This is a genomic window from Desulfolutivibrio sulfodismutans DSM 3696 (assembly GCF_013376455.1).
GTDB classification, from domain to species: Bacteria; Desulfobacterota; Desulfovibrionia; order Desulfovibrionales; family Desulfovibrionaceae; genus Desulfolutivibrio; species Desulfolutivibrio sulfodismutans.
Window position 1 is genome coordinate 963438 of the sequence record NZ_CP045504.1, and the last position, 14383, is coordinate 977820.

Below are 14383 nucleotides of genomic sequence, written 5' to 3' on the forward strand. Positions count from 1 at the left end.
CCTTTGTTGACGTTGATAGCTCTGTTTCTCTCCTGTCGCAAGAAACGGCCGTTCCCGAAAGGAAACGGCCGTTTTTGAACTTCAGAACGAAGAAGGCAGCTTCAGTCTTACAAAACCGGCCTCGTTCTCACCACGGCTGGACGATTCCGTCTTTTCCGGCCGGAGAGCGAACGCCACCCCAAAGGGATCAGGCCTCAAGCACCTTGCGCAACTCATCCTCTTTGTCCTTCGCCAGGGAGGTCCGAAGGATCTTGCCCTTGCCCGCAAACGCCTTGAGGTCGTCCAGAACCTTGTCCGCCGTCATCTTGCGAACCAGGACAAACAACGCGGAATTGCCCGGCTGAAACGACTCGGCCATATCCTTCATCATCTTGTCGTCGATGCCGATGTCCGCGAGCTTGCCGGAAATCGCCCCTGCCCCGGCCCCCACGGCCAGACCCAAAAGCGGATTGAAGAAGATCATGCCGATCAGCATGCCCCAGAAGCCGCCGCTAAGCGCGCCTGCGGCGGTCAGGTTCACGGCCTGATGCAGCTTGATCTTGCCCTCGGCGTCCTTGGTCACGACCACGACGTCATCCATCTCGATCAGGTATTCTTTCTGCAGTTTGGCCAGTTCGGCCCGCATTTCCAAGGCGGTGTGCTCATCATCGAAAAGTACGGCGACAAGATCACTCATCTGTGGACTCCTTTCTGCGTTGATTCCGTTTCGCTGTTGGCGACGGGAATTCGGCCTAGTGCCGTGTTTCAGGGTTCGGGGCCTCTTTCATGAGCGTGGAGGACAGGTTCGGCGTGGTGTCCGAACGGCCGCAGAAGAGCTTTTCCGGGTCGGCGCACACCAGGGCCGTTTCCAGCACCTGGTCCATGTGCGCCACACGGATGATCTCCAGATCCTTCAAGATGGCCTCGGGCACTTCCTTTAAGTCTTTCTCATTCTCCTCGGGGATGATCACCGTACGGATGCGGCCCCGGTGGGCGGCGAGCAACTTTTCGCGCAGGCCGCCGATGGGCAGCACCCTGCCGCGCAGGGTGATCTCGCCGGTCATGGCCAGGTCGTTGCGCACGGGCAGGTTGAGAAGCGCCGAGATGAGCGTGGTGGCCAGCGTAATGCCCGCCGACGGCCCGTCCTTGGGGATGGCCCCCTCGGGCACGTGGATATGGATGTCGATTTCCTTGTGGAAATCGGGCTTGAGGCCAAACAGGGCCGAACGGGAGCGCAGGTAGCTCACGGCCGCCTTGGCCGACTCCTGCATCACGTCGCCGAGCTTGCCGGTGATCTCCACCTTGCCCGAGCCTGGCATGATCACCGCCTCCACCATGAGCATCTCGCCGCCAAGCTCGGTGTAGGCCATGCCGTTGCACAACCCCACCTGGGCCTTTTCCTCCTTCTCGCCGTGGCGGAACTTGGTCACCCCGAGGTAGGATTGCAGGTTCTGCTTGGTCACGGCGACGGACTTGCCCGGATCCTTCTTCTCCACGATCTTTCTGGCCACCTTGCGGCAGATGGAGGCCAGTTCGCGTTCCAGGTTGCGCACCCCTGCCTCGCGGGTATAGCGGCGCACGACTTCAAGCATCGCATTGTCGGAAATCGACAGGTTGGCTTCCTTGAGCCCATGCTGCTTGAGGTTTTTCGGCATGAGGAAGCGGCGGCCGATCTGCATCTTCTCGTTTTCCAGGTAGCCCGGAATACGGATGATCTCCATGCGGTCCTGCAGCGGCAGGGGGATGGTGTGCAGGGCGTTGGCCGTGGTGATGAAAAAGACCTTGGACAGGTCGTAGTCCAGGTCCAGGTAATGGTCGTTGAAGGCCCCGTTCTGCTCGGGGTCCAGGACTTCGAGCAGGGCCGAGGACGGGTCGCCCCGGAAATCCGTGCTCATCTTGTCCACTTCGTCCAGGCAAAATACCGGGTTGTTGAATTTGACGCGCTTTAGGGACTGGATGATCTTGCCCGGCAGCGCCCCCACATAGGTGCGGCGATGGCCGCGAATCTCGGCCTCGTCGCGCACGCCGCCAAGCGACAGGCGCACGAACTCCCGGCCCATGGCCCGGGCGATGGACTTGGCCAGGGATGTCTTGCCCACCCCGGGAGGGCCGACCAGACAGAGGATGGGGCCCTTCAAGGTCTCCACCAGGGACTGTACGGCCAGATATTCGAGGATGCGCTGCTTGGGCTTGTCCAGGCCGTAATGATCCTCGTTCAGGATGGTCTCGGCCTGGGTCAGGTCCAGGTCCGTGGGCTGGAGCACGTTCCAGGGCAGATCGAGAATCCACTCCACGTAGTTGCGCACCACGGTGTATTCAGCCGAAGACGGCGGAATCTGCTTGAGCTTTTTGATCTCCCGGAGGGTCTTCTCCCGGGCCTCGTCGGACATGTCCTTGGCCCGCAGCCGCTCCTCGAACTCCGCGGCCTCGGCGGCCGGGTCGTCCTCGCGGCCCATCTCCTTGTTGATGGCCTTGAGCTGCTCGTTTAAATAATATTCCTTCTGGTTCTTCTCCATCTGCTGCTTGACGCGATTTTTGATGCGCTTTTCCAGGGACGAAATCTCGATCTCGCCCTGAAGGAACCCGTAGGCCTCCTCCAGGCGCTTGATAGCCGAGGTTTCTTCGAGCACGCCCTGTTTTTTGATGTAGTCCACCTTGAGGTGGGGCATCACCGCGTCGGCCAGCTTTCCAGGCAACGTAATGGAATTGATGGCTAAAATGGTCTCTGGGGCGAGCTTTTTGTTGATGCGGCCGTACTGCTCCAGGGCCTCCTGGGTGGCCCGGATGAGCGCGTCGGCCTCGGCCCCGGCCATGTCTTCGTCGGGCAGCCGGGCCACGCGCACCAGCACGTTGTCGGCGTTGAACTCTTCGCTGGTGTCCTCGGGCTCCCACCGGGCCCGGTACAGGCCTTCGAAAAGCACCTTGATGGTGCCGTCGGGCAGCCGCAGCATCTGGAGAATCTTGGACACGGTGCCCACGGTGAACAGGTCGTCCGGGGTGGGCCGTTCCGTCTCCGGGGCGCGCTGGGCCACGAGAAAAATCTTTTTGTCGTGGGTGGCCACGGCGTTCTCGATGGCCTTGATGGAGGCCTCGCGGCCCACGAAAAGCGGCACGATGGAGCGCGGGAACATGACCACTTCCCGCAGGCTCATCATGGGCAGCAAGGCGTCTTCAAAGGAATTTTTATGATTATCAAACAGAAACGAGGACATAAAACCTCCATGGACTGTCGGGACTTGGGGGCGCGTCCATGCACGAACCACCGCAGCGGCTCTCATGAAGCGGATCGGGCATCTCGTCGCGGCGTTCCAGTGCGGCCCGGCAGGGTCGTCTCCAGCCGTGCCGTCTGGCATCGTCTCCCGGCGCGGACCCGAAACGAAATCCGCGCCAGGGACGAAGGTCAAGTAAGGACGGAAAACCCGTTGTCAAACCGCCGGGCGCGAAAATGGCGCCGTCCTCCCCACGGCCGCCGCTGGCGGCAGGCCATGCCGGATCGGCCATGCGGCGGGTCAGGCGCTTTTGACTTCCTGATGATAGAACAGCAGGGGTTCGAGCCCCTTCTCCACGACAGCCTTGTTCACCACGCACTCCTTGACCCCGGTCAAGGAGGGCAGCTTGTACATGATGTCCAGCATGATGGTTTCCATGACGTTGCGCAGGCCGCGCGCGCCGGTCTTGCGCTCAATGGCCTTCTCCGAGATGGCGTCCAAGGCGTTTTTGGTGAACCGCAGACGCACCTTGTCCAGCTCGAAAAGCTTCTGGTACTGGCGCACCAGGGCGTTTTTGGGCTCGGTGAGAATGCGCACCAGATGGTCCTTGGTCAGTTCCGTCAGGCTGGTGATGATGGGCACGCGGCCCACAAACTCGGGGATCAGGCCGAACTTGATCAGGTCCGCCGGATGGGCCTGGGACAGCACCACGGACAGCTCGTCCTCGCGCTTGGACTCCACCTTGGCCCCGAAACCGATGCTGGTGCCGCGAAGCCGTTGCCCAACGATCTTCTCCAGGCCGATAAACGCCCCGCCCACCACAAACAGGATGTTGGAGGTGTTTAAGCGGATGAACTCCTGCTGCGGGTGCTTGCGGCCGCCCTTGGGCGGGATGTTGGCCTCGGTGCCCTCGATGATTTTCAGGAGCGCCTGCTGCACGCCCTCGCCGGACACGTCGCGGGTGATGGAGGGGCTGTCGCCCTTGCGGGCGATCTTGTCGATCTCGTCGATATAGATGATGCCCTTGGAGGCGGCCTCGATGTCGTAGTCGGCGTTTTGCAAAAGCTGGACGAGGATGTTCTCCACGTCCTCGCCCACGTACCCGGCCTCGGTCAGGGTGGTGGCGTCGGCGATGGCGAACGGCACGTTCAGGATGCGGGCCAGGGTCTGGGCCAAAAGCGTCTTGCCCGAGCCCGTGGGGCCGATGAGCAGGATGTTGCTCTTGTCGATCTCCACGTCGTCGGGATGCTTGGCGGCGTGGTAAACGCGCTTGTAGTGGTTGTGTACGGCCACGGCCAGGATCTTTTTGGCCTGGTCCTGGCCGATGACGTATTCGTCCAAAAGGCGCTTGATCTCGGCCGGAGCCAGGAGCTTCCCGGCCTCGGTCTCCTCGGTCAGCGACTCCTGGGCGATGATCTCATTGCACAGGGAGACGCATTCGTCGCAGATGTAGACATCGGGACCGGCAATGAGCCGCTGCACTTCGTCCTGGCTTTTGCCGCAAAAAGAGCAGGACAGCTCGTTCGACAGGGGATTTTTCTTTTTTGTCATGGTCGGTCACCCGTTTCGGTCCCCGTCGGCGGCTCTGGTCGCCGCCGGGAGTCCGGCGTTACCTGCGGCCCGGCGCAAAAAGCGCCGCGCCATCAGGGATCATTCCTCGGCCTTTTCCGGCAACGGCTCGCGCGAGGTCAGCACCTTGTCCACAAGGCCGTACACCCGGGCTTCCTCGGCGCTCATGAAATAGTCGCGCTCGGTGTCGGCCTGGACCTTTTCAATGTTCATCCCGGTATGCCGGGCCATAAGCTCGTTTAAATGCTCACGCATGCGGATGATCTCGCGGGCGTGGATGTCGATGTCCGTGGCCTGTCCCTGGAAGCCGCCCAGGGGCTGATGGATCAGGATGCGGCTGTTGGGCAGGGCGTAGCGCATGCCCGGGGCCCCGGCGCACAACAAAAATGCCCCCATGCTGGCGGCCTGCCCCATGCACAGGGTGGACACCGGCGGCAGCACATACTGCATGGTGTCGTAAATGGCCATGCCGGCGGTGATGACCCCGCCGGGGGAGTTGATGTACAGGTTGATGGGTTTCTCCGGATCCTCGGACTCCAGGAAAAGGAGCTGGGCGCAGACCAGGTTGGCCACATGGTCGTCGATGGCGCTGCCCAAAAGGATGATCCGGTCCCGCAGCAGGCGGGAATAGATGTCGTAGGCCCGCTCGGTGCGCCCCGTGGTCTCGATGACGATAGGTATGGTGGACATGATGGTCATGTATCCTTCGTAAACGTGAAAAACAAGCCGGAGCCCGTACCGGACGCCACGCCTCCAAAACAAGTGCAAGAACCGGGCCTGAAAATGTGCAAAATGCCGGGTTCCTATTCCCCGGCTTCCGCCTGCGCGGCCTCCCCGGCGAGCTCGACGCTCTCGACGGCAGGCACTTTTTTGACGTTGGCCTTGCTGTAGATCAGCTCCACGGCCTTGTCCGCCAAAAGCTTGTCCCGCACCGGGATGACCAGGTTGTTCTGCTCATAGTACTGCTTGAGGGTCAGAACGTCCTGGTTGGTCTTCTGGGAAAGCTGGTTGAAGTACTGGTCCATCTCCCTGGGCTCGACCTCAAGCCCTTCCTTCTCGGCCACGTTCATGAGGAAAATCTGGGTGCGGGCGATGTTCTCGGCCTGATCCCGAAATTCCGTGCGCAGCCCCTCCAGGGTCTTGCCCGTGGATTCCAGGCTCTTGCCGCGCCGCTCCAGCCGCTCCACGAAGTCGTCGATGAGCTGCCCCAGGTGGGTCTCCACCAGGGACTCGGGCAGCGGGAAGTCCAGCTTGGCCAGGATGCCGTCCAACAGCTTCTTCTGGGCCGCCGCCTTGTGCAGATCCTGGCGCGATTTCTGATAGGACAGGTTGATGGCCTCGCGCATGCGCTCCAGGCTCTCGAAATGCCCGGCCTTCTGGGCCATGGCGTCGTCAAGCGGCGGCAGCTTCTTTTCCTTGATGACGTGCACGGCGACCTTCATGGTCACGGACTTGCCCGCCAGGGTCTGATTGATGAAATCCGCCGGGAAGGTCATCGGCCCTTCGCCCTGGCCGCCCGAGGGCACGGTCTTCACCAGGGCCTCGAACTCCGGCAGGGCCTGGGCCTCGCCCAGGGTGAGCTGGAAATTCTCGGCCTTGACGCCCGGGACGGGCACGCCGTCCTCGAAGGCCTCGAAGCTCAGGGACACCACCTCGCCGTCCTTGGCCGGACGGTTCTCGGCCAGGGGGGTGAGCTCGGCCAAGTTCCCCCGGATGCGGTCGATGACGGCCGCGACGTCCGATTCGGACACCACAACCTCTTCTTCCTCCACATCAAGGCCCATATAGGTGGGCAGCTCGAAGGCCGGGGCGTGCTCGAACTCGAAGGCGTATTCCACGGGCTGATCCTTGACCAGCTCCACCGTGTCCACATCGATGCGCGAGAGCGGGGACTTGCCGAGTTCGCCCATGATCTCGTTGATGTGCACGTTCAAAAGCTCGTTGGTGGCCTCGCCCACGATTTCCTTGCGAAAACGCGACTCCACCACGGAAGACGGCGCCTTGCCCTTGCGAAATCCCTTGAAATCCGCCTTCTGGCGGTAGATGGCCACGGTGGCGGTCAGGGCGGCGTTGGCCTCTTCGGCCGGAACCTTGACCTCGACTTTGGTCTTCACGGGGGAGACGACGATGACGTTATATTCCAAGACGATCCTCCTGATGTTTCCGTCCGGATCGGGGCCTGGGCCCTGTCCGGCGGTTGGCGTGCACGGAAGCCGCAGCCGATGTCCGACAGCGGTTTGTGGCGTTTCCAAGAAAGCAAATGAAGGATAATAAGGGACGATCTGCAAAAAGGGAAGACCCGGGACCGCAATCCGCTTCAATCATACTGAAATATCTTGAGTTTTTTTTCGCACCTCCCCCTGCCGCCTCGCATAGTCCGAAATTCGCCCGAAAAAACGGGCTGTTGACGCCCCAAAAGAAACCTTTTACCCCACCCCTTGTCCGGCTGCACCGGCATGGGGCCGACCGCCGCAGACCTTTGCCGCACAGGCGGCGCGAAAGGACGTTCGTCATGATTTCCTGGGTTCTCTATCCCCTCTTCGGCGCGCTGGCGGGGGTCATCGCCGGACTTTTGGGCGTTGGCGGCGGCATCGTGGTGGTGCCGGTGTTGGTGTTTCTGTTCACGTTGCAGGGGTTTCCGCCGGAATTCGTCATGAAGATGGCGCTTGGCACCTCGCTTGCCAGCATCATGTTCACCTCCATCTCCAGCTTTCAGGCGCACCATCGCCGGGGGGCGGTGCATTGGGACATCGTCAAGGCCATCACGCCCGGCATCCTCATCGGCACCTTCGGCGGAACCTATCTGGCCGCCGCCCTGTCGGGCACGTTTTTGACGGCCTTTTTCGCCTGTTTCCTGTATTACGTCGCCATCCAGATGCTGCTCAATTTCAAGCCCAAGCCGTCGCGCACCCTGCCCGGCGCGGCGGGCATGGTCGGCATGGGGGGATTTATCGGCGTCATCTCAAGTCTGGTGGGGATCGGCGGCGGCACGCTGTCGGTGCCGTTTATGACCTGGTGCAACCTGCCCATGCATCACGCCATCGGCACCTCGGCGGCGATCGGGTTTCCCATCGCCGTAGCCGGGACCGTGGGGTATATCGTCAATGGCTGGTCCGTGGCGGGACTGCCCTCGCCGTCGGTTGGGTACGTCTCCATCCCGGCGCTGATCGGGATTGCGGTTTTCAGCATGCTGACCGCGCCGTTTGGGGCCAAGTTGGCGCATAAGCTGCCCGTGCCGGTGCTGAAAAAGATATTTGCCGTGTTTCTTATCGCCACGGCGACGAAGATGATATGGGGTGTGATATTTTGATTTCGATAAAACGTAATATGCAGAAAATAACATGCTAATAATAATGGGTAACCCCTCGGCTCTGCCGGGGGGTTACCCATTATCATCAGTCCATACAGATAAAGCATACTTGTACGCCGAAAAAAATATCCACGTTGGTTGATTTCATAACACAAACTTAAGCGGAAACAAAAAATCATAAAAGCCGGACTTCCCTCAATTTGTAAGAATTATGGAAAGCCCGGCTGTAAAGACAATTGAGATTAAAACCATGATGGAACTAACCTTTCTAGATTCCTGTCAAACGCTCACTCCCCAAGTTGAACACTCGCGACAAGAACACATTGGCTTCCGTGAAAGTCAGCCTGTGCCCATCCGGTGTCGAGCATTTTCCTGACGTACCACTCCTTTACTGAATCGACGACACGTTCACGTTTATCTTCGTTGTTCTCTTGGTTGTAGTATCCCAGGACTTGTGCCTGAGAGACCACCACCGAAGGAGCGTTAACTGACCGATCCTTTGGATCGGGGGGTGAAAAAGGCCTACTCATGACGATACCCTCTGATTTTATTTGGTACACGCATACCGATTTATCAAACTATGACATTATTTAAACTTGTCAAGTACCAATCATCATTATGACAAAAAACTTATATGTGCTATAATTAATGACAAAATCACTGACGAGGCTTTGCGCTTCCCGTGGCAGCGATGCCGCTGGGCAGAACGGCACGAAAATCTCTCGCTTACGGCGCGTGTGATGCCTCGACCTTCTCATGATTCTCGAAGCTGATGATTTTGCCAACAGCTCCAGGACAATTATGTCCTACTTGTGAACAGGTGAAGAACCGAAATTTTACCAAGCACCAAAAACAAAATTTCAACTGTGCAATGTCACTACGCGATTTAAACAGCAATTATAACAAGCGAGGGGCATTATATTTTCAGATTATTCAAATTTTGCTATATTGTACAAATAATAACCATACCCCCCGCCACCCGGCGTCTCCACCCGCAGCCGGTCGCCGGGCGCGGCCGCAAAGTGGCACTTGCCGGGCAGTTCCCGCGCCTCGCCACCCGTAATCAGCACGTTTCGCCCCGTGGCCCCGGGCGCGCCGCCCGCCAGCCCATACGGCGCATGCACCCTTCGATCCGACAAGACCGTCACCTCGGTCGGCCCCAAAAATTCCACTTCCCGCGTGAGGCCTTCGCCGCCGCGATGCGCCCCCTGCCCGCCCGAGCCCCGGCGCAGCCCATATTCCCGCACCAGCAGCGGATAGGCGTATTCCAGCGCCTCGACCGGCGTATTCAGCGTATTGGTCATATGGCTATGTACCGCGCTCTCCCCGGCCCCGGCCGCGCCCGCCCCCATGCCCCCGGCCAGGGTCTCGTAGTACGCGAAGGCCGCGCCGGTGCGCGGATCGACGCCCCCCATGGCCACGTTATTCATGGTGCCCTGGGACGCCGCCGGGACGCTCCCCGGCAAGGCCCGGCTCAGGGCCAGAAAAATCACGTCCACCAACCGCTGCGAAGTCTCCACGTTGCCCCCGGCCACGGCCGCCGGAAACCGCGCATCCACCACGCTGCCCGGCCTGGTGACGATCTGGATGGGTCGGGACAGCCCGGCGTTGACCGGAACGCCCCGGGCCACGAGACAGCGTACGGCGTACAGCACGCACGACACGGCAATGGCCCGGGTGGCGTTGACGCAGCCCACGGCCTGGGGGTCCGATGCGCAAAAATCGAACGCCATCGTATCGCCGCGCACGGTCAGGCGCAGGCGCACGGCGATGTCCGCCGTGCCCACGCCGTCGTCGTCGAGCATATCCCCGGCCTCGTAGACGCCGTCCGGCACGTCGCGAATGGCCGCCCGGGCCAGGGTCTCGGCATGATCCAAAAGCCGCGCCGCCTGCTGCGCCGTCCTCTCGCGGCCAAATTTGACGATCATCTCCGAAAGCCGCTTCGCGCCGGTCAGGTTGGCCATGATCTGGGCCGCGAAATCGCCCTCGCGCTCAACCGGCGTGCGCACGTTGGCCAGAAAAAAATCCATGAGCTGCCGGTCAAGCTCGCCGCCCCGGACCACGGTCAGGGGCGGGATGACCATGCCCTCCTGGAAAAGCGAGGTGGAAAGCGGCATGGACCCGGCGGCCATGCCGCCCACGTCGCTGTGGTGGGCCCGGTTGGCGACGTAGAAGACCGGCCTGCCGCCGTCCGCGAAGACCGGAGCCACAAGGGTTATGTCCGGCAGGTGCGTGCCGCCCCGGAAGGGGTCGTTGACCATGACCATGTCGCCCGGGGCGAAGGTCTTTTCGGCCAAAACGGCCGCAACCGACAGCGGCATGGCCCCCAGATGCACGGGGATGTGCGCGGCCTGGGCCACCATGTCCCCGGCGGCGTCGAACACGGCGCAGGAATAGTCCCGACGCTCCTTGATGTTGGGGGAATAGGCCGTGCGCATGAGCGTGACGCCCATCTCCTCGGCCACGGCGGCGAAGCGGTTGCGGAACACGTCGAGCACAAGCAGGTCGCGGGCATCGGTCATGGTCAGGCCCCCGTGTCGATGACGAGACTTCCCAGGGCGTCCACCCGCAGGGCGGCCCCGGGAGGCACATAGGTGGTGGCGGAATCCTCGGCCACCACCGCCGGTCCCGCGCAGGCATGGCCGGGCAGAAGCCGCTCCCGGACGTAGAACCCGGCCGAAACAGGCCGCCCCTGGTGGATAAGGCGGCGGCTTCCGTCGCACGGCGCTTCCTGCCCCAGCCCGGGCAGCGCGTCGTCCCGGGGAAGCCCGGGCTTGGCCGTGCGCCCCGTGGCCCGCAGCCGCAGGGTGACCAGTTGCACGGGCCTGCCCGGGGTCTTGTAGCCGTAGGTCTTCTCGTGCAGGGAGTGGAAGGCGGCGATCAGGTCCGGGCCATAGGGCACGGTCAGTTCAAAGGACTGCCCCCGGTAGCGCATGTCCACGGCGCGAAAAAGCGCCACATCCCCGGGCGCGACGCCTTCCATTTCCAGTTCACGCATCCCGCAGGCCGAAAGTTCCACAAACCGGGCCTCCAGGAGGTCGGCTGCGGCCTGGTCCTGGTCCAGCATGACCGTGGCCGAGAAATCCCGGGCGATGTCCGCAAAAAGCATCCCCAGGGCCGAAAAAAGCCCGGGCTGCGGCGGCACGATCACACGACTTATGCCCAGGGACCGGGCCAGGGACACGGCATGCAGCCCCCCTGCCCCGCCGAAGCACAAAAGCGTGAACTCCGCCGGATCATGCCCGCGCTCCACCGAGATGACCCGGATGGCCCGCTCCATGGCCGCCTCGGCCACGGCCACGATGCCCTCGGCCAGCTCCTCCCCGGTCATGCCCCGGGCGGCGGCCATGGCGGCCAGACGCTTTTCGGCCCGCTGCGGGAAAAGGGACATGCGGCCGCCAAGGAAACACTCGGGCACGATGCGGCCCAGGAACAGGTTGGCGTCGGTGACGGTGAGGCCCTCGCCCCGGCCGTAGCAGGCCGGGCCAGGGTCGGCCCCGGCGCTGTGCGGGCCCACGGTCAGCGCCCCGGCCGCGTCGAAGGCGGCCAGGGAGCCGCCGCCCGCGCCCACGGTATGCATGTCGATCATGGGGATGGTCACCGGGTAGCCTGCGACCACGGTTTCGGTGGTCATGCCCAGCGCGCCGTCCAGAAGGGCCACGTCGGTGGAGGTGCCGCCCATGTCGAAGGTGATGAGTCGGCTGAGGCCCGTTTCCCGGGCCAGGGCCATGGCGGCGGTGACGCCCCCGGCCGGGCCGGACAGGATGGTGCGCACGGACTGTCGCCCGGCGGTTTTGGCGGTGAGGATGCCGCCGCTGGACTGCATGACGCACAGCCCGGTTCCCGCGCCCAGGCCCTTTTCCAGGCGTGACAGGTAGCTTGCCATCAGCGGCGAGACGGTGGCGTTGACGGCGGTGGTGGAGGTGCGCTCGAACTCCCGGAATTCGCGCATGATCTCGTGCGACAGGGACACATGAAGCCCGCGCGCGGACAATTCGCGGCCAAAGAGCAGCTCGTCTGCGGGATCGAGGAAGGAAAAAAGCAGGCTCACGGCCACGGACTCGGCCCCGGTGGCGGCCACCCGGTCGGCGATGTCCCGGGCCGCTTCAGGGCTTACGGCCTCGCGGCGCGACCCGTCGGCCAGGATCCGCCCGGGGGCCTCGAAACGCAGGGCCTCGGGAACCAGGCAGGGAGGACGCCGGTAGGCGGGATCGTACAGATCGGCCCGGTTCTGGCGGCCGATGGCCAGCACGTCGCGGAACCCGGCGGTGGTCACCAGGGCCGTTTTGACGCCTTTCCCCTCAAGGATGGCGTTGGTGGCCACGGTGGAGCCGTGGACGACCCGGTCCGGGACCGGCAGCCCCATGATCTTCAGCCGTTCCAGCCCCGCAAAAATCGCCTGGGCCGGATCGTCCGGGGTGGACGGAACCTTCGCCGTGACGAACCGGGTCCCCTCCCCGCCGTACCAGATCACATCCGTGAAGGTGCCCCCGGTATCCACGCCGACAACGGGCATCCCCATCCCTCCCCGCGAAGCGCGCCAAAGTTTTTTGGAAGGGGTCCAGGGGGAACCTTTTTTTCAAAAAAGGTTCCCCCTGGCCGCTGAAGGCGTTCGCCCCTTACATACTTTCTCCTAAGAGCTCCCCGAACCGGACGCAACCCACGGTGGTCGCGCCGGTCATCTGTCCGGCCAGATCGACGGTGACCTGCCTGGAGGCCAAGACCTTGTTCACCGCCTGATAGATCTTATCGGCGGCCTCGTTCCAGCCGAGGTGCTCAAAGAGCATGGCCCCGCACAGGATGAGGCTTCCGGGGTTGGCCATATCCTTTCCGGCGATGCGCGGCGCGGTACCGTGGGTGGCCTCGAAAAAGGCCAGGGAGTCGCTCATATTCACGCCCGGGGCCAGCCCCAGCCCGCCGACCTGGGCGGCCAGGGCGTCGGAGATGTAGTCGCCGTTTAAGTTCGTGGTGGCGATGACGCTGTATTTCTCGGGCTCCATGAGCGCCACCTGGAACATGTTGTCGGCGATGCGGTCTTTGATCACGATGGGCTTGCCGCCGCCTGCGGCGGCCTCGTCCTCGGTCATGGTCACGTCGCCGAACTCGGTCTTGGCCACCTCATAGCCCCAGGCCCGGAAGGCCCCTTCGGTGAACTTCATGATGTTGCCCTTGTGCACCAGGGTGACGCTGTCGCGGCCGTGGTCCACGGCGTGGCGGATGGCCTTGCGCACCAGGCGCTTGCAGCCGCCCTCGGTCATGGGCTTGATGCCGACGCCAGCAGCCGTGTCCACCTTGGCCCCCAGTTCGTCGCGCAGAAACTCCAGGAGCTTTTTGGCCTGCGGGGTTCCGGCGGCGTATTCAATCCCGGCGTAGACGTCCTCGGTGTTCTCCCGAAAGATGATCATGTCCACCTTCTCGGGGTGTTTGACCGGCGACTCGATGCCCCCGAAGTGGCGGATGGGCCGGATGCAGGCGTAGAGGTCGAGCACCTGGCGCAGGGTGACGTTGAGGCTGCGGATGCCGCCGCCTACCGGGGTGCCCAGGGGGCCCTTCATGGCCAGTTCGGCCTTGGACAAGGTGTCCAGGGTGGCCTGTGGCATATATTCGCCGGTTTCCTTGAAGGCCTTTTCACCGGCCAAAAGCTCGGTCCAGACAAGGGTGCGGTCGCCGCCGTAGGCGGCCTTGGCGGCGGCGTCAATAACCGGCCGGGCGGCCTTCCAGACCTCGGGGCCGATGCCGTCGCCCTCGATGTAATACACGGTCTTCTGCATGGGGGGATCTCCAGGGGATGTTGCGGTGGAAGGTGGAGGGGAAAGGTCGGCCCATAAAAAAAGATGCCAACCCTTGTCAATCACGCGGATTTTTCCGGCCTCCAGACCCACGGCGGCCATACGTCGAAAATAGAATGCGCCAGGGGCCGGTCATGGAACCAGATAACGCTGCATGAACAGGTCGAGAACCTTCTTTTTATCGGCGTCGGAGAGCAGCATGAAATCCCGATCCGCCACCTTGAGGGTAAAAAACTCCAGAAGCTTCATGCGGCGGATATCCAGGGGGGCCTTGCGAAATTCCGGCGTGCTCACGAAAATTGCCACATCAGGGGCCGCCTTGTCCACATATCTGGCGGAAAGGGGTATGGTTTGGGGGGGGCGACGGTCGCCGACATCGCGGCCACCGCTTCTGGACTCGTGCTTCCAGGCCAGAAAATTGCTCATGAAGGTGTCATGGCGGCCGTAGCGCAAATGATAGAATATCCCCGAAACAAACAGAAGGAGCACCACGACGGCCAGAGCAATGCTGTTGCGGATGCGCATGA

General features: G+C 62.5%; 10 protein-coding genes. 1 reads left to right on the top strand and 9 read right to left on the bottom strand.

Going from position 1 to position 14383, the window contains the following annotated elements:
• Positions 1–187 precede the first annotated feature (187 nt).
• The 5 genes from GD606_RS04640 to tig all read right to left on the bottom strand — a co-directional run bounded on the left by GD606_RS04640 (position 188) and on the right by tig (position 6901).
• Complete coding sequence (locus tag GD606_RS04640) at positions 188–676, bottom strand: DUF1269 domain-containing protein (protein ID WP_163303411.1); 489 nt, start codon at positions 674–676, stop codon at positions 188–190.
• A 55-nt stretch (positions 677–731) separates the two neighbouring features.
• Positions 732–3191 carry an endopeptidase La gene (gene lon, locus GD606_RS04645; protein ID WP_163303410.1) on the bottom strand — a complete coding sequence of 820 codons (2460 nt, stop codon included), beginning with the start codon at positions 3189–3191 and terminating at the stop codon, positions 732–734.
• A gap of 297 nt (positions 3192–3488) precedes the next feature.
• Positions 3489–4739 carry an ATP-dependent Clp protease ATP-binding subunit ClpX gene (clpX, locus tag GD606_RS04650; protein ID WP_163303409.1) on the bottom strand — a complete coding sequence of 417 codons (1251 nt, stop codon included), beginning with the start codon at positions 4737–4739 and terminating at the stop codon, positions 3489–3491.
• Between the two features lie 99 nt (positions 4740–4838).
• A complete protein-coding gene (gene clpP, locus GD606_RS04655; RefSeq protein ID WP_163303408.1) occupies positions 4839–5447 on the bottom strand; it encodes an ATP-dependent Clp endopeptidase proteolytic subunit ClpP in 609 nt (202 codons plus the stop codon).
• A gap of 113 nt (positions 5448–5560) precedes the next feature.
• On the bottom strand, positions 5561–6901 hold the full coding sequence (gene tig, locus GD606_RS04660) for a trigger factor (protein WP_163303407.1): 1341 nt from the start codon (positions 6899–6901) through the stop codon (positions 5561–5563).
• Between the two features lie 368 nt (positions 6902–7269).
• On the opposite strand from tig, the gene GD606_RS04665 reads away from it, so the two are divergent.
• Positions 7270–8067, top strand: a complete 798-nt coding sequence (locus tag GD606_RS04665) for a sulfite exporter TauE/SafE family protein (protein ID WP_163303406.1) — start codon at positions 7270–7272, stop codon at positions 8065–8067.
• A gap of 929 nt (positions 8068–8996) precedes the next feature.
• Here GD606_RS04665 and GD606_RS04670 read toward each other — a convergent pair.
• From GD606_RS04670 to GD606_RS04685, 4 genes are all read right to left on the bottom strand, one after another.
• Positions 8997–10589 (bottom strand): hydantoinase B/oxoprolinase family protein, encoded by a 1593-nt coding sequence (locus tag GD606_RS04670; protein WP_176629217.1) that lies wholly within the window; start codon positions 10587–10589, stop codon positions 8997–8999.
• A gap of 2 nt (positions 10590–10591) precedes the next feature.
• Positions 10592–12583 (bottom strand): hydantoinase/oxoprolinase family protein, encoded by a 1992-nt coding sequence (locus GD606_RS04675; protein WP_163304014.1) that lies wholly within the window; start codon positions 12581–12583, stop codon positions 10592–10594.
• 103 nt (positions 12584–12686) lie between these two features.
• A complete protein-coding gene (icd, locus tag GD606_RS04680) occupies positions 12687–13838 on the bottom strand; it encodes an NADP-dependent isocitrate dehydrogenase (RefSeq protein WP_163302800.1) in 1152 nt (383 codons plus the stop codon).
• Between the two features lie 150 nt (positions 13839–13988).
• Positions 13989–14381 (bottom strand): hypothetical protein, encoded by a 393-nt coding sequence (locus GD606_RS04685; RefSeq protein ID WP_163302801.1) that lies wholly within the window; start codon positions 14379–14381, stop codon positions 13989–13991.
• Between the last annotated feature and the right edge of the window lie 2 nt (positions 14382–14383).